We start from the raw sequence: 20673 nt of genomic DNA, 5'->3' as shown, positions 1-20673 counted from the left end.
TTATACGGAATTCGCCACGTCGGGGAAAGCTCATCGGGCGGCTTTGTGTGACTGCCATGTTAAACAGCAGGCTGGCAGTCAGTCAAAAACTGTGTCGATCAACACAACAAAAATAAAAAATATCCTCAATAATAAGTGACTTATAAAAACCAGCCCGATTGATGCCTGCAAATGCAATTTTGTGATCCTCATGTTGAAGACCCGCCGAATTTTGCCAGCACCGCGCGCTTTCCGGCAGCCATCCAAAGGCTGATGAAAAGCTGCGCACCGTAGACTGCTGCTAATCGGGAAACTGTCAGTTTCCTGTGGGCCTCAACCTTACGAAGGAATAACAATGAACAGTGCCATTCTTGCCGGTATTTTATGGCATCTGGTGGGTGCCGCCAGTGCCGCATGTTTTTATGCTCCGTTTAAGCAGGTAAAAAAGTGGTCATGGGAAACAATGTGGTCAGTCGGCGGCGTGATGTCATGGCTGATACTGCCCTGGGCGGTCAGCGCGGTGCTGCTGCCCAACTTCTGGGCGTATTACGGTAGTTTTAGCTTCTCGCAGCTGCTGCCGGTGTTTCTGTTTGGTGCCATGTGGGGCGTCGGGAATATTAACTATGGCCTGACCATGCGTTATCTCGGCATGTCGATGGGCATTGGTATCGCCATCGGTATCACGCTCGTGGTGGGCACCCTGATGACGCCGCTGTTGCAGGGACGCTTTGTTGAGCTGTTCAGCTCGCCGGGCGGACGAATGACGTTGTTAGGCGTACTGGTGGCGTTGGTGGGTGTGGCAATCGTTTCGCGTGCCGGTTTGTTAAAAGAGCGTGCACTCGGCATCAATGCAGAAGAGTTTAATCTGAAGAAAGGGCTGGTGCTGGCGGTACTGTGCGGCATCTTCTCAGCCGGAATGTCTTTCGCGATGGATGCGGCGAAACCGATGCATGAAGCGGCAGCCAATCTGGGTATCAATCCATTGTACGTGGCCTTACCCAGCTATGTGGTGATCATGGGCGGCGGCGCGTTAGTGAATCTGGCCTACTGCTTTATCCGCCTGGCGATCAAACCGGAACTGTCGGTACGCCGCGATTTTTCAGTGGCAAAACCGATGCTAATGGCCAACGTGGCATTCGCCGTGCTCGGTGGCACCATGTGGTATCTGCAGTTCTTCTTCTACGCCTGGGGCCACGCGAAAATCCCTGCGCAATATGACTTTGTCAGCTGGATGCTGCACATGAGCCTGTATGTGCTGTGTGGCGGTTTAGTCGGCCTGGTGCTGAAAGAGTGGAAAGCAGTAGGGCAGCGCCCGGTTCGCGTGCTGTCGTTGGGTTGTGTGGTGATCATCATCGCGGCCAACATCGTTGGATTAGGCATGGCCAACGGTTAATTAACTCGCCTTGCTATAAAAGCCTGACGCACGGCAAGGTGCATCAGGCTTTTATTTTATCGTTAAGGGAGGCTTGCTGAGGAAGAAAGCGCTGGCGCCAGGCACTCGGCGTCAAACCCGTATCCCGCGTAAATACGACCGAGAAGTAATTGCTGTCATCAAAGCCGCAGCGTGCGGCCACTTCACTGATTAAACAATCCTGCGTGCGCAGCAAATATTTTGCCTGGCACAGCTGTAGCTGCCGCAAATAGTGTCCCACCGTCATGCCGGTTTGCTGGCGAAACAGCTGCTTCAGTGCACGCTCATTTAATTCATTTTGTTGGCAAAAATCGGCTAAGTCGAACGGACGATGCAGTGCACCCTGTAAGGCAGACATCAGCAAATCAAGCTGTTCACCTTCCGGCAGCGCCCATGGACGGTCGGCGGCATAACCATGGCGACGCAAGATCAACGCCAGCTGCAGGAACAGGGCTTCAGAGAGCTGAATCGACAACGAATCGCTTTTACGGCTTTCCCGTTCCAGCTGGCTGATTACCCCTCGTGCCAGCGCCATGCCGCGCGTGGTTAAGCGCCAGCAACCTGGTGCATCATCGTCTTGCGGGGGCAGCAACTGGCTCCAGTCCAGACTCAGGCGAAAGCGATCGCGGCAATAGAGGATGTTATCCAGCGCCAGATCGTTGACGCTGTCATAGCTGTGGCAATCATTGTCACGGATATAGAACACATCGCCGCAGGTGATCAACCACGGGCGGTCATTGAGCACGTGCAAGCCGTTACCGCGCCAGACGATCACAATTTCACTGAATTCATGACGATGCGGTGGGAAGGAGGGCTGAGGCATGCGTTCGGCCACCGCAATCGGCAGATTGGTGGCCGGGAAATAGTCTTCGCGCGTCAAAATCAGCGACATGGTAACCACTCCAATTACAACATCTGCTGGCGCTCCGCTCGGGGCGCGCAGCCAAATTCCCGCCGAAACAGCGTGGAGAAGTGGTTGCTGTCACCGAATCCACACTGATAGGCGATGTCCGTTATGCGCATATCGCTATGACGCAATAAATGCCGGGCCTGCAATAAACGCAGCCGATTCAGGTAGCGCTGCGGGGTATTGCCGGTTTGCTGCTTCATCTGGCGATGCAGGGTGCGCAGCGAAAGCGAGAAGCGATCGGCCAGCGCATCCCATTCAATATCTTCACTGTAGTGCTCATTGAGCCAGTCAAGCAACCGATGCAGGCGTGCTTCCTGATCCTGCGCCTGATCGTTGTGACCGGCTTCGCGCAACAGCACCAGCAGTTGCAAAAACGACTGTTCCTGATGCGCCTGACGCTCCAGCGACCAGACCTCCTGCTGTTTCATCTGCGTCACAATCTGCAGCGCCTGCGCCATCACCTTGTGATTGATACGCCAGTGCGACAGATAGCTGCCGTTTTCATCTCCGGGCAGCAATGATTGTAAACCGGAGAGAAAACGAAACGCTGCCGGGCTGCGATACAGCACATTGGTCAGGCACAGATTCTCTGTTTGTTCATACAGATGGCGATCGTGATCGCGTACAAAGCACACGCAACCGGCGCACAGGGTCTGCGGCTGGCCGTTAAACACGTGAATACCGGAACCTTGCTCAACCAGTACGATTTCATGGAAATCATGATGATGCTCAGGAAAGGCCTGCTGCGGTACGCGCGGCTCAATGGCAATCGCGTAGTTTCCTTCCGGAAAGAAATCAGCACTGTGCAGAACGGTCATGATGCGCCTCTCGATTAACAATTTTGTAACCGAGTCTACGCAGGCGCTGTGCACCTTACCTTGAAATTTAAACCGCACAGCGCAGGAAAATGGCGAATTATTCAAGATCGGCCAAGTGATTGATGGAATTGCGGTAAAGCTCACAACTCTGTTGTTCCTCGGTTCTGTGAGCTTTCTCACGATCATCTTTGCCAGCCTGCCAGCGACTATCACGCGCTGGCAGTAAGGGGAAGGTGGCGAGGCGCCTGTATTTATACGCTAAAGCCATCTCATCACAGGAAGAAACGCCATGAGTATGCGTAACATTGTTGCCATTGATTTAGGCGCATCCAGCGGGCGCGTGATGCTCGCACAATGGACCTCGGCTAACCAGCGCATCACCCTGCGTGAAGTGTGCCGTTTTGCCAATCAGCGTATTCGTCGCGCCGGTTATGACTGCTGGGATCTCGACAGCCTGGAGCAGGCGATTCGCGCAGGATTGGCGCAATTAGATGATGAGGGCATCGTGCCGGATAGCATCGGCATTGATACCTGGGGCGTGGATCTGGTGCTACTGGATGCCAACGGAGAACGCATTGGCGAAACGGTCAGTTATCGTGACTCGCGCACCGATGGATTGATGGCGCAAGCGATCAATGAGCTGGGCAAAGCCGCCATTTACCAGCGCACAGGTATCCAGTTTCTGCCCTTCAATACCCTGTATCAGATGCGTGCGCTACACCAGCAACAGCCGGACTGGCAGGCACAGGTCAAACATGCACTGATGATCCCGGATTATCTGCATTATCGTCTGACCGGCAACATGAACTGGGAGTACACCAACGCCACCACTACGCAAATGCTGAACATTGAAACTGGCGAGTGGGATAGCGAGTTGCTGTCGTGGGCAGGGATCGAAGCCGACTGGTTTGGCAAACCGACTGCACCGGGCAATACCGTAGGCAACTGGAACAATGCCAGCGGTAAAAAAATTCCGGTCGTGGCCGTTGCCACGCACGATACCGCCAGCGCAGTGCTGGCCACGCCGCTCATGCAAGACGACGCCGCTTATCTCAGCTCTGGCACCTGGTCCTTAATGGGTATTGAAAGTTTACAACCCTGCGTCAGCCGCACGGCACTCGATGCCAACATCACCAATGAAGGAGGCGCGGAGGGCTATCGGGTGTTGAAGAACATCATGGGCCTGTGGTTGTTACAGCGCGTTTGCGGTGAATTGCACATTTCAGATCTCTGCACATTGATTGACGCAGCGGAAAATGAACCTGCCTGTCGTGCCCTGATCAATCCCAATCATCCGCGTTTTATCAATCCTGCCAGCATGGTGCAGGAGATTCAGGACGCCTGCGCCGAGCAGCACATGCCGATTCCACAAAGCCCTGCAGCGCTGGCGCGCACCATTTTCGACAGCCTGGCGCTGCTGTATCGCCAGGTGATAGGCGAACTGGGCAACCTGCGCGGAGCACCGGTTCGCCAATTACATGTGGTTGGTGGTGGCAGTCAGAACCCATTACTGAACCAGTTATGCGCCGATGCCTGCGAAATGCCCGTATTAGCTGGCCCAATTGAAGCCTCCACGCTGGGTAATGTCGGCTGTCAGCTGATGGCGTTGGGTGAACTGCGCGATGTGGCCGAACTGCGCCGCTGCATCGACAAGAATTTCCCGTTAGAAACGTTTGTACCTCAGAACGCCAGCATCTTCGCTGCCCACCAGGCACGCTTTGCGGCACTGAGCCAACCTGCTAAGGAACTTGCATATGACAAAGCTGATTGAACAAGCCTTTGAACTGGCGAAACAACGCTACGCGGCGTTGGGTATTGATGTGGACCAGATCATGACGAAACTGGATGGCATTCCGGTGTCCATGCACTGCTGGCAGGGGGATGATGTTCGTGGCTTTGAAAACCCGAATGGCGAACTGACGGGCGGCATTCAGGCCACCGGTAACTATCCGGGGCGCGCTCGCAATGCAGATGAACTGCGCGCTGACATTGAGAAAGCGATGTCACTGATCCCCGGCGCCAAACGCCTTAACCTGCACGCCATTTATCTGGAAAGCGATTCGCCGGTTGAACGCGATGCCATTGAGCCGAAGCACTTCAGCGGCTGGGTAGAGTGGGCAAAAGCCAACAAATTAGGACTGGATTTTAACCCCAGCTGCTTTTCGCACCCGCTGAGCGCCGACGGCTTTACGCTGTCCCATGCGGATAAAAGGATTCGCCAGTTCTGGATCGACCACTGCAAAGCCAGCCGCCGTATTTCAGCGCACTTTGGTGAACAGCTCGGGACGCCATCGGTGATGAACATCTGGGTGCCGGATGGCATGAAAGATCTCACCATCGATCGTCTGGCACCGCGCGAGCGTCTGGCCAGCGCGCTGGATGAGGTGATCAGTGAGAAGCTCGACCCCCGTCATCATATTGATGCGGTGGAGAGCAAACTGTTCGGTATCGGCGCGGAGAGTTACACCGTGGGCTCCAACGAGTTTTGCCTCGGCTACGCCGCCAGCCGTCAAACGGCGCTGACGTTGGACGCCGGACATTTCCATCCAACCGAAGTGATTTCCGACAAGATATCCACTGCCATGCTGTATGTGCCGCGTTTGCTGCTGCACGTCAGCCGCCCGGTACGTTGGGATAGCGATCATGTGGTACTGCTTGATGATGAAACCCAGGCCATCGCCACGGAGATCGCCCGCCATCAACTGTTCGACAAAGTGCATATCGGCCTGGATTTCTTTGACGCCTCGATAAACCGCATCGCAGCCTGGGTGATTGGCACCCGCAACGCCAAAAAAGCGCTGCTGCGCGCACTGCTGGAACCCAGCGATCAGCTGCGGAAATGTGAGCAGGAAGGGGATTACACCGCGCGTCTGGCGCTGCTGGAAGAGCAGAAATCGTTACCCTGGCAGGCGGTCTGGGAAGCCTGGTGTCTGCGCCATGATGTGCCTGCCGATGCCAGCTGGCTGAGCGAAGTGCGTCACTATGAACAACAAACATTGCGTCTACGTTAAGGGATCAACCATGCAAAATATTCTCTCTTCTTCATTCGTTCAGGACATGGTGAAGGCGACCAGTGATATGTGGCTGAAAGGCTGGGATGAGCGCAATGGCGGCAATGTCAGCCTGCGTTTGCTGCCGGAAGAAGCACAGGCCTGGTCAGCTGATTTTTATGCCGAACCGCGCTGTATTGAGTTAACCCAACCGGCGCCGGCCCTGGCCAACGATTGGTTCCTGGTCACCGGTTCTGGCAAGTTCTTCCGTAACGTCCAGCTTGATCCTGCCGACTGTCTGGCGCTGTTACAGGTGGACGACAAAGGGCTGTCGTACAAAATCCACTGGGGGCTCAGCAACGGCGGGTTACCTACCTCGGAACTGGCGGCGCATTTTCAGTCGCACAGCGTGCGTAAGCAGGTATCTAACGGGGCTGACCGCGTGATTATGCACTGCCATGCCACGAATTTTATGGCGTTGAGTTACGTGGTGAATCTGGATTCCGCCCGTTTCACGCGTTTGTTATGGGAAGGCAGCACCGAATGTCTGGTGGTGTTCCCGGATGGCGTCGGTATCCTGCCGTGGATGGTGCCGGGAACCGATCAGATTGGTCAAGCCACCGCCGATGCCATGGCATCACACAGCCTGGTGATGTGGCCATTCCACGGCATTTTCGGTGCCGGTCCGAATCTGGATGAAACTTTTGGCCTGATCGACACGGCCGAGAAGTCTTCAGAAGTGGTGGTCAAAGCCTTGTCCATGGGCGGGATTCGCCAGAGCATCACCACCGAACAGCTGGTGGCACTCGGTGAACGCTTCAGTGTTCATCCGTGGCAGGCTGCATTGGATGCGGAGCGCAGCGATGTTGCGTAAAGCCTTTGTGATGCAGGTGCATGCGCACTGTCATGATGAATATCTGCGTCGCCATTCACCGATCTGGCCTGAGCTGGAGCAGACGTTGAAAGCCCACGGCGCGCACAATTATGCGATCTGGCTCGATGCGGAGCGTAATTTGTTGTTTGCCAGCGTGGAGATTGAATCAGAAGCGCGTTGGGAGGCGGTCGCGAACACGGAAGTGTGCCAGCGTTGGTGGGCATCCATGAAAGATCTGATGTCATCGAATGCGAACAATAGCCCGATCAGCCAGGCGTTGAAACCAATGTTTTTTATGCCGTAAGGCTTTCAAACATGGCACTTTGGTGCAAGTCAGGGGCGGCCTTGAGGTCGCACCTGACTTCAGGATGAGAAAACATCACGGGTCAGCATGCTATGACGCGTTTAACGCGCAGTAGCCTGCCAGAGCAGGCCAGATGGCCATCTGCGTATCGACTATTCCATCGAGATCGTCACGACTTGCGCCTTCACGGGCGCGCACCGACATGCCCTGCAACACGCAGGCCAGATAGCTGGCCAACGTACCGCTGTTGGCACACTGCGGCAATTCACCGCGCTGCTGTCGGCCATCCAGAAATTGCTGCAAAGCCCGTTCCTGCGCATGATGCTGCTTAGCCAGCATCTGTGCAATCTCGTCTGAGCCTGAAGAGAGCGCACTGGATGTGCAGATAAAGAAACAGCCAGCGGGCTTATCGCACTCGGTAAAACAGGCTGTAGTGGCACGGAAATAGGCTTCAATCGCGGCTTTGACATCGAGTGTTTCATCGTTAAGCACCTGTTGACGCTGCGCGCTGAAAGTATCGATATAGCGCTGCATTGCTGCGCGGAACAAGCCTTCCTTATTCTCAAACTCCGCGTAAAGCGTCGGCGCTTTCGCCCCCGTCGCGTTCACCAAATCTGACAGCGAGGTGCCTTCATAACCGTGTGCCCAAAACAACATTAATGCTTTATCCAGCGCATCGTTGCGATCAAATACTTTGGGGCGACCACGCATTTTGCGATTAAGCGTGTCGGTCATTTGCGTCATAGTGACACCTCACTGCATGAAGAACATGTGATTAAATTACCGATCGCTAACTAAATATGCAAGCGCAGCCGACATTCTCCCTCATTCACTTTGCCCGTTTGTGCTTTACCTGCTGCACAACACTCATATCGATAAGTGAAAAAGGGCGCTAAAGCCCATAATCACGCCACTTGCAAATAAAATAACGACCGTTAATAAAATGATTGACGAGATACCCGCTTCGGCGCTAGCATTTAATTAACGGTTGTTAACTTAATTCAGCCGACCCCTTTCATCTGCATAAGAGAGACGATCATGAAAAGCATCAAAATGGTATTAGCCGCAGTCGCACTGTCATCCATCGCGTTTGGTAGCATGGCTGCCGAATTAGTGAATCAGGCACCATTGAACCAGCAGCAAATTGGTGTAGTCAGTGCATCAGGTAGCACTAACCTGACTTCACTGGAGCATCAGCTATCGGAGAAGGCGAGTGCTGCCGGAGCAAAGTCGTTCCGCATCACTTCGACCTCTGGCAACAACAAGCTAAATGGCACAGCGGTAATTTATAACTAATCACCAAAGCGCAAAGAATGGCGCAGGGGCGCACCGATGTGTGCCCCTGGTCGTGAAGCGAATTATCCGTTAGAGCGGAGTTGCGGATACCGACGGAAGATGGTGATACACCAGAACAACGCAACCAGTCCAATTAACCCACCTACGTTACCCACATCCGACATTTTCATATGCAGGCTGACCTGGTTACCCAACAGGGCACCCGCACCAATCCCGATGTTATAAATGCCTGAGAACAATGACATCGCCACATCAGTGGCATCCGGTGCCAGTGACAGCACACGAACCTGCATCGCCAGGCCTATCATCATCATTGCCATGCCCCAGAAAATGCACAGCAGCGAAATGGCTGCCGGGCGCACGGCGGCAAACAGCAAAAGCCCCATACTCAGCGTGATGATGCCAATTGCGGCGAGTAACATCGCTGAGGGGAATTTGTTGCCCAGCGTACTGAACAGCACGCTGCCGATAATCCCGGCGGAACCGAACAGCAACAATAGTAAGGTCGTGAAGTTCTCATCCGCATTCGCGACCACCTGCATAAAGGGTTCGATGTAGCTGTAAGCGGTGTAGTGCGCGGTAACCACCAGCGTCACCAGAATATACATTGCCACCAGCGCCGGACGGCGGAACAGCATCGGTACGCTACTCAGTGAGCCAGTGTGCTCGCTCGGCAGACGTGGCAGTATCCGCACCAGCAAAATCAACAGTACCAACGCTGACAAGCCGATCATGCCGAAAGTGGTGCGCCAGCCGAGATATTGCCCAACGATACGGCCAATGGGCACGCCCAACACCATCGCCAATGCGGTACCGGTTGCCAGCATACTCAACGCCTGGGTTTTCTTGCCAGCCGGTGCAACTCGAATCGCGAGTGACGCGGTAATCGACCAGAACACCGCGTGCGCCAGCGCGATGCCGATGCGCGAAATCACCAGCGAGGTGAAATCCCATGCTACGGACGAAAGCACATGGCTGGCGATAAACAGAATGAACAACACCGACAGCAGCAGGCGGCGTTCAATATTACGCGTCAGCAGCATTAACGGCAGGGATAACAGCGCAACGACCCATGCATAAATGGTCAGCATAATACCGACATCGGCGGTCTTCATGGCGTAGCTCGCCGCGATATCCGACAACAGGCCAACAGGGACAAATTCAGTGGTATTAAAAACAAAGGCGGCAATCGCCAGCAGCACAACGCGTAGCCAGGCTGTTTTACGTGAGACGGTAGTTGGTTGCATGGGGTTCAAATCGATCTGACAGCGAGTGAGGGGGCGAAACGAGCCCGGTTAAGTGACCTGCATCACAAATTGGGGCTATTGTGGAGCATTAATGAGCGGATGAAAACCATATAGACCGTTTTTATTCCTGAATATTTTTTATCGCTGGAGGCCAGGTTAATAGCCTGAGGTTATTATCAATTCTTGCTTTTTGGCTAAAGGGTGAAAGCAGGCAAGAACCATCAAGGCGTAGCGCTTTACGATCCCGTGATGATGAAGTCGGCTGTTTCTGTATGAGAACGATGTGACAGCCGTACTTAACAACACGCCTTAAGCGCTACGCGATTGTCAGACCAGCATTATCAGAGTTGCACCATGTGTTTTAGCGCCACGCTATGCTGAGTGGTCAGGCTTTTTTTTACCGCCACCGGACAACAATGCTCGCATCCCATCGCACTGGAATAAAATTTACGGGCTTGTTGAATGGCGGCAGTGGCCGTGTAGAAAGTCCCGAGAAAGCGCCGTGCACCATCAGAAGGGAGGAACGGGCAGCCTGTTGCATGTACCACATGGTTGTCGTTATAGCCTGCATGCTTATCGACGTAATAATAGAGTTGCATCTAACGTCCTCATTGCTGTGAAAAAAGAAAATCTAACTATTGTTGGAATAAAATGGATTATAGCGACGAATTGTCGTTTTGTTTTAAGTGGGACTATTTGAAAGCGCGATTCTGACGGCTTAAACGAGAAGCGGGGCGCAGCGGCCCCGTCGTTTAGATGAAAGGTATTACAGTTTTCGGCACTGCAAACGCCAGCCGACGAACAAGGCCAGCAACAGCAACACAGTGATGAACAGCGTCACGCCCGTCCAGCCATAGCTGTGCCAGAACACACCGCCTAACGTGCCCGCCACGCTGGAACCCACGTAATAGCTGAACAAATAGAGTGACGAGGCCTGGCCCTTGGCGCGGCGTGCGCGCGGACCAATCCAGCCGCTGGCAACAGAGTGCGCGGCAAAAAAGCCCGCCGTAAACAGCATCATACCGGGCAGTATCAGCCAGAGAGAATGAAAGGCGGTGAGCAACAGTCCGGCCAGCATAATAGCCGTGGCGCTAATCATCACCGGACCACGACCAAAGCGACTGGTCATCGCGCCCGCTTTGGGAGAACTCCACGAACCGGTCAGATAAACCACCGACAGCAGGCCCACCACCGCCTGGCTCAACGACCAGGGTGCGCTCAACAAACGGTAGCCGATGTAATTAAACAGCGTCACAAACGCGCCCATCAGCAGGAAACCTTCTGCGAACAGGAAAGGTAACCCTTTGTCGCGCCAGTGCAGCCGGAAGTTAATCAACAAGCTGCGCGGACGTAACGAGGCGGGACGGAAATGACGTGACGCCGGCAAAATCTTCCAGAACATCAGTGCGCCCGCCAGCGAAAAGCAACCGATCACCCCAATCGCCACACGCCATGAGAAGAAATCGGTTAGCACGCCGGTCAGCAAGCGACCGCTCATGCCGCCAATGGAGTTACCGCTGATATACAGACCCATCGAGAAGGCAATGACGCGGGGATGTATCTCTTCACTCAAATAGGTCATACCGACCGCCGCAACGCCACTAAGAGACAAACCAATCAGCGCACGCATCATCAGAATGCCTTGCCAGCTGGTCATGGTGGCCGAAATCAGGGTGCAAATGGCAGCGAGCATCAGGGCAGTGACCATCACTGATTTACGCCCGATGGCGTCGGAGAGCGGGCCGGTCACCAGCAAGCCCAGCGCCATCAATCCCGTGGAGAGTGACAGTGAAATACTGCTCTCAGCGGGAGAGACGCCAAACTGCTGCGACAGCACGGGCAGAATCGGCTGAACACAATACAGCAGTGCGAAGGTGGCCAACCCTGCGGAGAATAATGCGAGAGTGACACGCATAAACTGCGGTGAACCACGCTCAATCCATTCTGAGGGGGCGACGGTTGAAGCAGGCTGAACGGACAACTCGTCTTCATGAATTGTCACTGCCTGGGAAGAGCGACTCACGGAATATCCTTAGATGAGAAACGGTCTGATTACTGTAGGAAAATGGGAATAGGTTGTACAATATATTAATAATCTCAAATGAGACGTTTAAAGTATGAATGTTGAGTTGCGCCATCTGCGTTATTTCATCGCCGTTGCGGAGGAGCTGCACTTTGGCCGCGCGGCACAGCGGCTAAATATCTCCCAACCGCCGCTCAGCCAACAGATCCAGCAGCTGGAGCAGGAGATTGGCGCACAGCTGTTTACCCGAACCAATCGCAGCGTGCAGATCACACCTGCCGGTCAGTTGTTTTTACAGGATGCGCGCGTCATTCTGCTGCAGGTTGAACAAGCCGCCAGTCGGGCTGCGCGTGTGCACAGTGGACAGGAAGGCGAGCTGCGCATTGGTTTCACCTCTTCCGCACCCTTCACCGGTCTGGTTTCCGATGCGCTTTATCAATTTCGTCAGCGTTGGCCGGAAGTGCACATTTCGATGCAGGAAAATAACACGCGTCAGCAGTTAGCACCGCTGCACGAAGGTCGGCTGGATTTAGGTGTGATGCGCAACACGCCGTTGCCAGGCGATTTACAGCATAGGGTACTGCTACGCGAGCCGTTGTGCGCGCTGGTGCACTGGGCACATCCGCTGGCGGATGCCGAATCGATCTCCATTCAGGCACTGGCCAACGAGCCCTTCGTGTTTTTTGATCCACAGGGGGGGACCGCGCTGTACGGGGAAACACTGGCGCTGCTGCACCGTTATCAAATCAAACCCTTTATTACTCAGGAGGTGGGCGAGGCGATGACGATTCTCGGTCTGGTCGCAACCGGATTGGGTGTTTCCATATTGCCGGCCTCATTTCGGCATGCGCGACTGGCTGATGTGGTGTGGATTCCTCTGCAGGAGAACGATGCCATTTCTGAAGTCTGGCTGGTCTGGTCAGCCACGCGGCAACCCACTGCGCAAATGCAGAATATGATGCAATTGATGATGCAGAATGCCGAAATTTAAATCGTCTGATGATCAATGGCCCGATCTTTATGTGCGATAAATCACATTTCTAATCAAATATTTGACGCTGCCTGCCAATCTGCATCACCATAGCTGCTGTTTATTTAGAAGCGCGAAAATATCCGGGAGCAGGGCGTGAATCTGGACAGTCAGCCTGGCCACATTGACCAAATAAAACAGACCAACGCAGGCGTGGTTTACCGACTGATTGACCATTACGGCCCGATATCGCGTATTGAGCTTTCTAAACGTGCCCAGCTGGCGCCCGCCAGCATCACCAAAATCGTGCGGGAAATGCTCGATGCGCATCTGGTGCAGGAAACTGAATTCCAGGAGCCGGGCAGCCGAGGGCGCCCGGCCATTGGTTTGATTCTGGATACGCTCGCCTGGCACTATCTTGCCATACGAATTCAACCGGGACAGATCACGCTGACGCTGCGCGATCTTAGCAGCCGTGCGTTGCAGGAAGATCGTTTACCCCTGCCTGCCAGCGCTGACCAGCCGCTGCTGCAAACACTGCAGAATAGGGTCAATGAGTTCTTCGTCCGCCATCAAAACAAACTTGAGCGTCTTACCGCGATTGCCATCACCTTACCCGGTTTAATTAACGCGGCATCGGGTGTGGTGCATCGCATGCCGGGCTATGATGTGCAGGAAATGCCGTTAGGTGAAACACTTTCCTCGCTCACGGGTTTACCCGTATTTGTGCAACATGACATCTCCGCCTGGACGCTGGCCGAAGCGCTGTTCGGTGCTTCGCGCGGTGCGCAGGATGTGATTCAGATAGTGATTGATGAAACGGTAGGCGCGGGCGTGATCAGCGGAGGCCAACTTTTGCACAAACGTGGTCGTGCGCTGGTAGAAATTGGACATACGCAGATCGATCCTTACGGCCAGCAGTGTTACTGCGGCAATCATGGCTGTCTGGAAACCGTAGCCAGCACCGGCAGTTTATTGCAATTGGCTGCACAGCGTTTGTCTTCGCAACCCGACAGTTTGCTGCATTGTGAACCCCTGACCATCGCCAGTTTATGTGCCGCTGCACAGCAAGGCGATCGGCTGGCGCGTGACGTCATTGCCGGGGTGGGCCACCACATTGGTCGCATGCTGGCAATGATGGTGAATATCTTCAACCCACAACAAATCCTGATTGGTTCTCCGCTTAATCAAGCCGCTGATGTGCTGTTTCCTGCAGTCAGCAGCACTATTCGTCAGCAGGCGTTACCCGCGTACAGTCATGAGATCCAACTTGCCCCTACCAGCTTTAGCGATCCGGGTACTTTTGGTGCCGCCGCGCTGATCAAAGACTCACTTTATAGCGGTCATTTGCTGGTAAAACTGTTGCAGGGCTAATCACTGCTCGCCTTAAGTTTGCGCTAACGCAATCTGCCATCCGAGACATTTCCTTAAACTGCCTTCTTCGCAGGTTACACATCGCTTCAACGAAGGAGGAGTAAGGTGAAAACAATCTTTGTCACCGGTACCGACACTGCGGTGGGTAAAACCGTCGTGTCACGCGCACTGCTGCAGTGTTTTGCCAAAGCGGGTCTCTGTGCCGCAGGCTACAAACCTGTTGCCAGGAGTGCACAGCACACGCCTGACGGGTTGCGTAATAAGGATGCTTTGCTGTTGCAGCAGGCGTCGGGTCTTGAACTGCCGTACCCTGCGGTGAATCCCATTACGCTGGAAGAAGATGAAATCAGTACCAGCGCATCGGTGCGAATGGATTATCCGTTGCTGAGCCGCTGCCTTGAGCAGTTAAAAAGTCAGGCTGCGCGGGTAGTGGTGGAAGGCACCGGTGGATGGCGCAGTTTGATGAATGATCTGCAACCGTTGTCCAGTTGGGTTCAACAGGAACAACTGCCGGTCGTCCTGGTGGTGGGCATTAAGGAAGGTTGCATTAGCCATGCTTTACTGACCGCCGATGCCATTGCACGCGATGGTCTGCCTTTAGCGGGTTGGGTCGCCAATCGTATTAATCCGGGATTAGCGCATTACGCTGAAATCATTGATGTTCTGCGTGAAAAACTGGGCGCGCCACTGCTGGGCGAGTTGCCTTATTTACCCCGTGCTGAGCAGCGCGAGCTGAGCGGTTATCTGGATATTTCTCTGCTGGACGAGACACTGATGCACGATGACAGTGCGCAGCTTGCGGCAGGATGAAACGAAGTGATGCAAATGATCGGTGGCTGAATCTAAGGTTTCGGATTCAGCATCCGAGAACATCCTACTTAAATCCTATTATTTTCATTCTGTTATAAAATTTTTCCTCATTATGAGTGCCACTGGCGTGAATTATGCATCAGCCCTGCTGATGAATATTCTGCCGGAGCACACTTATGTCACACTCCCCAAAAGGTTTATTGTATGGGCTTGATGCCCGTATTGGTCCTGTTCCCGCCTTTTTCGCTGCGTTGCAGCACGTCCTTGCCAGCGTGGTGGGGATCATTACGCCGCCACTGATTATTGGTTCAATCCTCGGATTGCAGACTTACATTCCGTATCTGATCAGCATGTCTTTGCTGGTTTCCGGTTTAGGGACGTTTCTGCAGGCGCGTCGCTTTATGGGGATTGGGGCGGGCATGATTTGCCTGCAAGGCACCAGCTTTGCCTTTCTGGGTGTCATTTTGTCCGGTGGTTTGATGGTGAAAGCGCAGGGCGGTTCACCGGAAGCTGTGATGGCGATGATCATGGGCTGCAACTTCGTGGCAGCGTTTATTCCGATGTTGATCAGCCGTTGCGTAGCGCCGTTGAAGAAAGTGCTGACGCCGGTGGTGACCGGCACGGTGATCACCTTGATCGGCATCAGCCTGATTAAAGTTAGCATCACAGATTGGGCAGGCGGGCATAACGCCGCTGACTTTGGCGCTCCGGGGAATCTGGCGCTGGGCGCGCTGACGCTGCTGGTGATCATTGTGCTCAACCGTTCCCAAAATCGCTGGATGCGTCTGGTTGCGGTGGTGGCAGGCATCGCCGTGGGTTGTCTGGCGGCGGCACTGACCGGCCATCTGCCCATCAAACCGATGGCCTCCGGCTCCTGGTTGGTTTTGCCTTCATTTTTCCGCTTTGGCTTTGATTTTAGCTGGAGCATTTTCGTGCCGATTGCGCTGGTGTCGGTGATTTGCGTGATTGAGGCGGTAGGAGATTTGACAGCGAATTGCCTGATCTCACAACAACCGATTGAGGGTGAAGGTTTTCAACGTCGTTTGCAGGGCGGCATTCTGGCAGATGGTATGAGCTGCCTGTTTGCCGCGATGTTTTCGGCATTCCCTAACACCACTTTTGCGCAGAATAACGGCGTGATTCAGATGACCGGTGTGGCCAGCCGTTATGTTGGCATGGTGATTGGCCTGATGTTATTGCTGTTGGGCGTGTTTCCGGTGATCGGCAATGTGCTGCAGCAAATCCCTGCGCCGGTCCTTGGTGGCGCGACCCTGGTGATGTTTGGCAGTGTAGTGGCGGCAGGTATTCGTGTGATGACGCAATCACCGTTGGGCCGCCGTGAGATGTTAATCGTCGCGGTGTCATTTGGCATTGGTTTAGGTGTGGAAGCGGTACCCGAGGTGTTGAAACAGTTGCCATCATTGGTGAGTAATCTGTTTGGTCATGCGGTGACCACGGGTGGCATTCTGGCGATGCTGCTGAATATTGTGTTGCCATCGGAACGCGGGGATGAACGGGTGGTTAATGCGGTAGAGGAAAATCACTGATTTTGAGTCTGTGCGTACGTCGGAAGAAGTGGGGATTTAAACCGCTGGCTGTGAGTCGGTGCGTACGTCGGAAGAGGTGGGGATCTAAACCACTTACTGTGAGTCGGTGCGTACGTCGGAAGAGGCGGCAGATCGTAAAGACGCCGTAAACCATCCCTGGGGCTCGGCCCGCGCCATCTCTGGCGCAGGACGCTTTTACTCTTCTGCCGCCTCTTCCAACGTTTTAGCTGTTGTGCGGCTTTCTGGATTCAGACTGCTGTGCGATTTGCCCTGAGATTCGTCCAGTGTGCGATTTGACTTTGAAATTGTGCGTGCGCTGGGATAGGTGGGGGTCTAAACCGCTGCCTGTGCGTATGTCGTAAGAGGTGGGGATCCAAACCACTGGCTGTGAGTCGGTGCGTACGTCGGAAGAGGCGGCAGATCGTAAAGACGCCGTAAACCATCCCTGGGGCTCGGCCCGCGCCATCCCTGGCGCAGGACGCTTTACTCCTCTGCCGCCTCTTCCAACGTTTCAGCTGTCGTGCGGTTTGTTTGCGTTCGGGCTTTCGTGCGATTTGCCCTAAAATTCAGCTGTTGTGCGGTTTGTCTGCATTCGGGCTGTCGTGCACTGTTCCTTAAGATTCAGCCATTGTGCGTTTGCTAAGGATTCAACCTACGGCGCGTACGTCCTGAGCTGAGGTAATCCGCGATATAGTCCTGCGAAATCTCACCGCTGTAGCGACCTTCCTCATCCACGATCGGCATCCAGACAGTGTTGTGCTCATACAGCTTTGATAGCACCACGCGCAGGTTCTCTTCCGCTTTGCCCGTCACCTTGAAGGTATGCAGCATCTCCTCGCAGCTTCCGGTGGCATTACGCGCTTCGCGACGTTTCACAAACCCCTGCGGCTTGCCATCATTATCCACCACGGTGACCGATCGCATATCGTTGTCATCCATAGTGGCGAAAGCCTCCTGCAACGGAGTGCTGCGCTTAACGGTGATGGTCGGCTGTTGATCGGTGACGTCACCCGCCTGCACCAGCAGCAGACGTTTCAGCGTACGATCCTGGCCCACAAAGGAACCGACGAAATCATTGGCCGGTTTCGCCAGCAGTTCGTCGGGACTGGCGCATTGCACGATCTTGCCCTGACCAAACACCGCGATGCGATCGCCCAGTTTGAGTGCTTCATCGATATCATGGCTCACCAGCATCACGGTTTTCTTCAGCTGGCGCTGCATCTCAAGAAACTCATTCTGAATCACTTCACGGTTGATCGGGTCGACAGCACCGAAAGGTTCATCCATCAGCAGCACCGGTGGATCAGCCGCCAGCGCGCGGATCACGCCGATACGCTGCTGCTGACCGCCTGACATCTCTCGTGGATAGCGATGCAGGAATTTGCTGGGGTCGAGCGCCACCATGCTCATCAATTCAGTCGCCCGTTCGCGACAGCGCTTTTTATCCCAGCCCAGCATACGCGGCACCACGGTAATGTTCTCTTCGATAGTCATATTGGGAAACAGACCAATCTGCTGAATCACATAGCCAATATTACGACGCAGCGTGACGGTATCCTGCCCACTGGTGTCTTCGCCGTTGATCAATATCTTACCGCTGCTGGCAGGAATCAGACGGTTGATCATCTTCAGCGTGGTGGTTTTGCCGCAACCGGAAGGGCCGAGCAGCACACACATCTCTCCGGCAGGCACTTCCAGGCTGACGTTATCCACGGCGTTAAACGCGGTGCCGTTCTTTTGCGTAAAGGTTTTCGTCAGGTTTTCCAGTTTTATCATTATCGAATCCCCTTAGGAGTCAGCGCCGACTGCAAACGGTGCAGTAGCCAATCAAGCACAATCGCTAATAAACAAATCATCAGTGCGCCCGCAATCAGCATGCGCACGTCACTGCCGCTGATGCCATCCAGCAGCTGTAAGCCCAATCCACCTGCGCCTATCACAGCAGCAATCGCCATGACGCCGACGTTCATCACCACGGCAGTACGAATACCGCCGAAGATCACCGGCAGCGCCATGGGAATCTCCACCCAGCGCAGGCGCTGCCAGAATGTCATGCCAATACCGCGGCCGGCTTCACGCAAGCCCGGTGACAAATTCTCCAGTGCGGTATGGGTGTTACGCACAATCGGCAGCAGGGAATAGAGAAATACCGCGCAGATAGCGGGCAAAGCACCAATACCCTGACCGATCATAGAAAACAGCGGAATCATCAGACCAAACAGCGCAATGGTCGGAATGGTCAGTACAATGGTGGCGATACCGAGCACTGGCGTTGCCAGCCATTTGAAACGCACAATCAAAATACCCAACGGCACGCCAACGATGATGGCGAATCCCACCGCCACCAGCACCAGCCAGGTATGCTGCCAGGTTAACGCCATCAGGGTGTGCCAGTTACTCATGATGTAATGCAAAGTCTCCATGACGCCTCCTTACAGCATGTTTTTCGATTGAAGGAAATCACGCGCCACCTGCTGCGGTGACTGGTGATCGATATCAACACGTTTATTCATCTCGGTGATCGCTTCGTCGGAGATCAGCGGTGAGAGTTGATTGAGGGCCGCGTCCAATCCCGGATGGCTTTCCAGCACATCCTGGCGCACGACAGGCGTGACGTTGTAACTCGGGAAGAAGTGCTTATCGTCCTCCAATACCTTGAGATCGAAGCCTTTGACTCGTCCGTCAGTGGTGTAAATCAAGCCCGCATCGACAAAGCCATCGCGTACCGCGTTGTACACCAATCCCGGGTCCATCTGGCGAATCTGCGGGCGATCCAGCGGCATGTTATAGGCTTTCTGTAATGGCTTGAGACCATCGGAGCGGCCAGAAAACTCTAAATCGAGACCGAGTTTCCAGTTGTGGTCTGGGTCAGTTTTGCGCACCTGCTCCAGCTTCGCCACCAGCTGTGACATGGTGCTGATGCCTTCTTTGTTTGCACGGTCACGCTGCATGGCAAATGCATAGGTATTATTCATTGGCGCGGGGTCAAGCCAGATCAGCCCCAGTTTGGCATCGAGCTGTTTGACGGTTTTATAGGCTTCTTCTGAGGACATCGGTTTGTTGATGTGATTGAAGATGATCAGCGAAGTACCGGTGTACTCCCAGGTCATGTCAATTTGCTTGTTGATCATCGCATTGCGGCCGATAGTCGTGGCGATATTGGTCTTGGGGACCACCTGAAAACCTTTCTTTTGCAGCCAGAGCACGGTCATGGCAGACAGGATGTGCTGTTCGGTAAAGCTCTTCGTTGCCATCACAAGTGGTGTGGCCGCAGCGGCGGATTGGCTGATGGCCAGTGTGGCGGCCAGTGCCAGCGCTGAGTGCTTCATCCAGCGCGTTAAGTTGTACGTGATACCCATCACTTAGCTCCTTGTGTTAAGCCGCAGAGTGCGGGCTGAGGAAACGTCCGAGGGCTGCCAGCAGCAAATCGAGGATCAGTGCAAACAGGGCGGTGGCCACGGCACCAAGGATCAACGTTGGGAAGTCATTGAGGTAAATGCCGGGGAAAATCAGTTCACCATAGCTGCTGGCACCGATCAGGAAAGCCAGCGGCGCTGTTCCCACGTTAATGGCAGTCGCGATGCGTACGCCCGCCAGAATCACCGGCAGTGCATTGGGAATTTCCACCTGAAGTAGACGCTGGAATTTGGTCATGCCGATACCGTTGGCGGCTTCAATCAGCGACGGCGGCACCGCGCTCAAACCGGCAAAGGTATTACGCACAATCGGCAGCAATGAGGCGAGAAACAGGGCGATTAACGCAGGGCGATCGCCAATCCCGACGATGACCATTGCTAATGCCAATACCGCCAGCGGCGGCAACGTATTTCCGACGTTAAAGATCTGCATCACATACTCAGCCCAGCGGCGGGCGAACGGGCGGCTCAGTAATACCCCGCTCGGAATACCAATCAGCAGAGCAAAAAACATTGACCAAAACACTAAAAACAGATGCTGTTGGCCGAGATAGATTAAGTCTTCTTGCCGGTCGCGCAGCGTATTCAGCCCGATTCCCCAAACCAGCAGGGCAATCACCGCGACGATGGCCAGCAGTGCTAGCCCGGCTCTACTAATGAGCGATGCATTGTGCATGCGAGAGTCTCCCTGATTCGACAAATTG

General features: G+C 54.3%; 20 protein-coding genes. 10 read left to right on the top strand and 10 right to left on the bottom strand.

The features are described 5' to 3' along the window. Window positions 1-334: 334 nt before the first annotated feature. The gene (gene rhaT / locus IAE30_RS09105; RefSeq protein ID WP_038646875.1) at window positions 335-1372 is read left to right on the top strand and encodes an L-rhamnose/proton symporter RhaT; all 1038 of its coding nucleotides are present in this window, start codon (window positions 335-337) and stop codon (window positions 1370-1372) included. Between the two features lie 43 nt (window positions 1373-1415). Here rhaT and rhaR read toward each other — a convergent pair whose 3' ends face one another. Both rhaR and rhaS read right to left on the bottom strand, forming a co-directional pair. Continuing rightward, window positions 1416-2282, bottom strand: a complete 867-nt coding sequence (gene rhaR / locus IAE30_RS09100) for an HTH-type transcriptional activator RhaR (protein WP_200538647.1) — start codon at window positions 2280-2282, stop codon at window positions 1416-1418. A gap of 14 nt (window positions 2283-2296) precedes the next feature. Further along, complete coding sequence (gene rhaS / locus IAE30_RS09095; RefSeq protein ID WP_200679328.1) at window positions 2297-3118, bottom strand: HTH-type transcriptional activator RhaS; 822 nt, start codon at window positions 3116-3118, stop codon at window positions 2297-2299. A 289-nt stretch (window positions 3119-3407) separates the two neighbouring features. On the opposite strand from rhaS, the gene rhaB reads away from it, so the two are divergent. The 4 genes from rhaB to rhaM are packed head-to-tail and all read left to right on the top strand — an operon-like array spanning window position 3408 to window position 7286. Then, on the top strand, window positions 3408-4889 hold the full coding sequence (rhaB, locus tag IAE30_RS09090; RefSeq protein WP_200538648.1) for a rhamnulokinase: 1482 nt from the start codon (window positions 3408-3410) through the stop codon (window positions 4887-4889). Beyond that, window positions 4873-6129, top strand: coding sequence for an L-rhamnose isomerase (locus IAE30_RS09085; RefSeq protein ID WP_200538649.1), 1257 nt, complete (start codon window positions 4873-4875; stop codon window positions 6127-6129). The genes rhaB and IAE30_RS09085 overlap by 17 nt, the downstream gene beginning before the upstream one ends. Window positions 6130-6139: 10 nt before the next feature. Then, window positions 6140-6982 (top strand): rhamnulose-1-phosphate aldolase, encoded by an 843-nt coding sequence (rhaD, locus tag IAE30_RS09080; RefSeq protein ID WP_045833366.1) that lies wholly within the window; start codon window positions 6140-6142, stop codon window positions 6980-6982. Then, complete coding sequence (gene rhaM / locus IAE30_RS09075) at window positions 6972-7286, top strand: L-rhamnose mutarotase (RefSeq protein ID WP_200679326.1); 315 nt, start codon at window positions 6972-6974, stop codon at window positions 7284-7286. Before rhaD ends, rhaM begins: the two co-directional genes overlap by 11 nt. 90 nt (window positions 7287-7376) lie before the next feature. On the opposite strand, the gene IAE30_RS09070 is transcribed toward rhaM, so the two are convergent. Then, window positions 7377-8030: a TetR/AcrR family transcriptional regulator gene (locus IAE30_RS09070; RefSeq protein ID WP_200679324.1), complete on the bottom strand. Its 654-nt coding sequence runs from the start codon at window positions 8028-8030 to the stop codon at window positions 7377-7379. A 294-nt stretch (window positions 8031-8324) separates the two neighbouring features. Here IAE30_RS09070 and IAE30_RS09065 point away from each other — a divergent pair, with 294 nt between their 5' ends. Beyond that, on the top strand, window positions 8325-8582 hold the full coding sequence (locus tag IAE30_RS09065; RefSeq protein ID WP_038646891.1) for a YdgH/BhsA/McbA-like domain containing protein: 258 nt from the start codon (window positions 8325-8327) through the stop codon (window positions 8580-8582). A gap of 62 nt (window positions 8583-8644) precedes the next feature. Here IAE30_RS09065 and IAE30_RS09060 read toward each other — a convergent pair whose 3' ends face one another. The 3 genes from IAE30_RS09060 to IAE30_RS09050 all read right to left on the bottom strand — a co-directional run bounded on the left by IAE30_RS09060 (window position 8645) and on the right by IAE30_RS09050 (window position 11852). Continuing rightward, window positions 8645-9829, bottom strand: a complete 1185-nt coding sequence (locus tag IAE30_RS09060; protein WP_034831177.1) for a sugar transporter — start codon at window positions 9827-9829, stop codon at window positions 8645-8647. 341 nt (window positions 9830-10170) lie between these two features. Further along, window positions 10171-10428: a hypothetical protein gene (locus tag IAE30_RS09055; RefSeq protein ID WP_038646892.1), complete on the bottom strand. Its 258-nt coding sequence runs from the start codon at window positions 10426-10428 to the stop codon at window positions 10171-10173. A gap of 167 nt (window positions 10429-10595) precedes the next feature. Continuing rightward, window positions 10596-11852, bottom strand: a complete 1257-nt coding sequence (locus tag IAE30_RS09050) for an MFS transporter (RefSeq protein ID WP_038646894.1) — start codon at window positions 11850-11852, stop codon at window positions 10596-10598. 94 nt (window positions 11853-11946) lie between these two features. Between IAE30_RS09050 and IAE30_RS09045 the strand changes: the two genes are divergently transcribed. The 4 genes from IAE30_RS09045 (at window position 11947) to IAE30_RS09030 (ending at window position 16553) form a co-directional block, all read left to right on the top strand. Then, on the top strand, window positions 11947-12843 hold the full coding sequence (locus tag IAE30_RS09045) for a LysR family transcriptional regulator (protein ID WP_200679322.1): 897 nt from the start codon (window positions 11947-11949) through the stop codon (window positions 12841-12843). A 135-nt stretch (window positions 12844-12978) separates the two neighbouring features. Next, on the top strand, window positions 12979-14196 hold the full coding sequence (locus tag IAE30_RS09040) for an ROK family protein (RefSeq protein ID WP_038646898.1): 1218 nt from the start codon (window positions 12979-12981) through the stop codon (window positions 14194-14196). Between the two features lie 105 nt (window positions 14197-14301). Continuing rightward, window positions 14302-15006 (top strand): dethiobiotin synthase, encoded by a 705-nt coding sequence (gene bioD, locus IAE30_RS09035; RefSeq protein WP_200679320.1) that lies wholly within the window; start codon window positions 14302-14304, stop codon window positions 15004-15006. A gap of 176 nt (window positions 15007-15182) precedes the next feature. Further along, entirely contained in the window at window positions 15183-16553 is a 1371-nt protein-coding gene (locus IAE30_RS09030) for a nucleobase:cation symporter-2 family protein (RefSeq protein WP_200679318.1), read from the top strand. A gap of 639 nt (window positions 16554-17192) precedes the next feature. On the opposite strand, the gene osmV is transcribed toward IAE30_RS09030, so the two are convergent. Genes osmV through IAE30_RS09010 form a run of 4 tightly spaced genes read right to left on the bottom strand, consistent with a single transcriptional unit; the run spans window position 17193 to window position 20645 of the window. Beyond that, window positions 17193-18329, bottom strand: coding sequence for an osmoprotectant ABC transporter ATP-binding protein OsmV (gene osmV / locus IAE30_RS09025; protein WP_200679316.1), 1137 nt, complete (start codon window positions 18327-18329; stop codon window positions 17193-17195). Then, window positions 18329-18976: an osmoprotectant ABC transporter permease OsmW gene (gene osmW, locus IAE30_RS09020; RefSeq protein ID WP_034823432.1), complete on the bottom strand. Its 648-nt coding sequence runs from the start codon at window positions 18974-18976 to the stop codon at window positions 18329-18331. Before osmW ends, osmV begins: the two co-directional genes overlap by 1 nt. 9 nt (window positions 18977-18985) lie before the next feature. After that, window positions 18986-19882: a glycine betaine ABC transporter substrate-binding protein gene (locus tag IAE30_RS09015; protein ID WP_200679481.1), complete on the bottom strand. Its 897-nt coding sequence runs from the start codon at window positions 19880-19882 to the stop codon at window positions 18986-18988. Window positions 19883-19928: 46 nt separating this feature from the next. Next, window positions 19929-20645: an ABC transporter permease gene (locus IAE30_RS09010; RefSeq protein WP_038646907.1), complete on the bottom strand. Its 717-nt coding sequence runs from the start codon at window positions 20643-20645 to the stop codon at window positions 19929-19931. Between the last annotated feature and the right edge of the window lie 28 nt (window positions 20646-20673).

The organism is Pantoea sp. S61, from assembly GCF_016625145.1.
Lineage (GTDB): Bacteria > Pseudomonadota > Gammaproteobacteria > Enterobacterales > Enterobacteriaceae > Pantoea > Pantoea rwandensis_B.
This window is presented reverse-complemented; position numbering and strand designations above follow the sequence as displayed.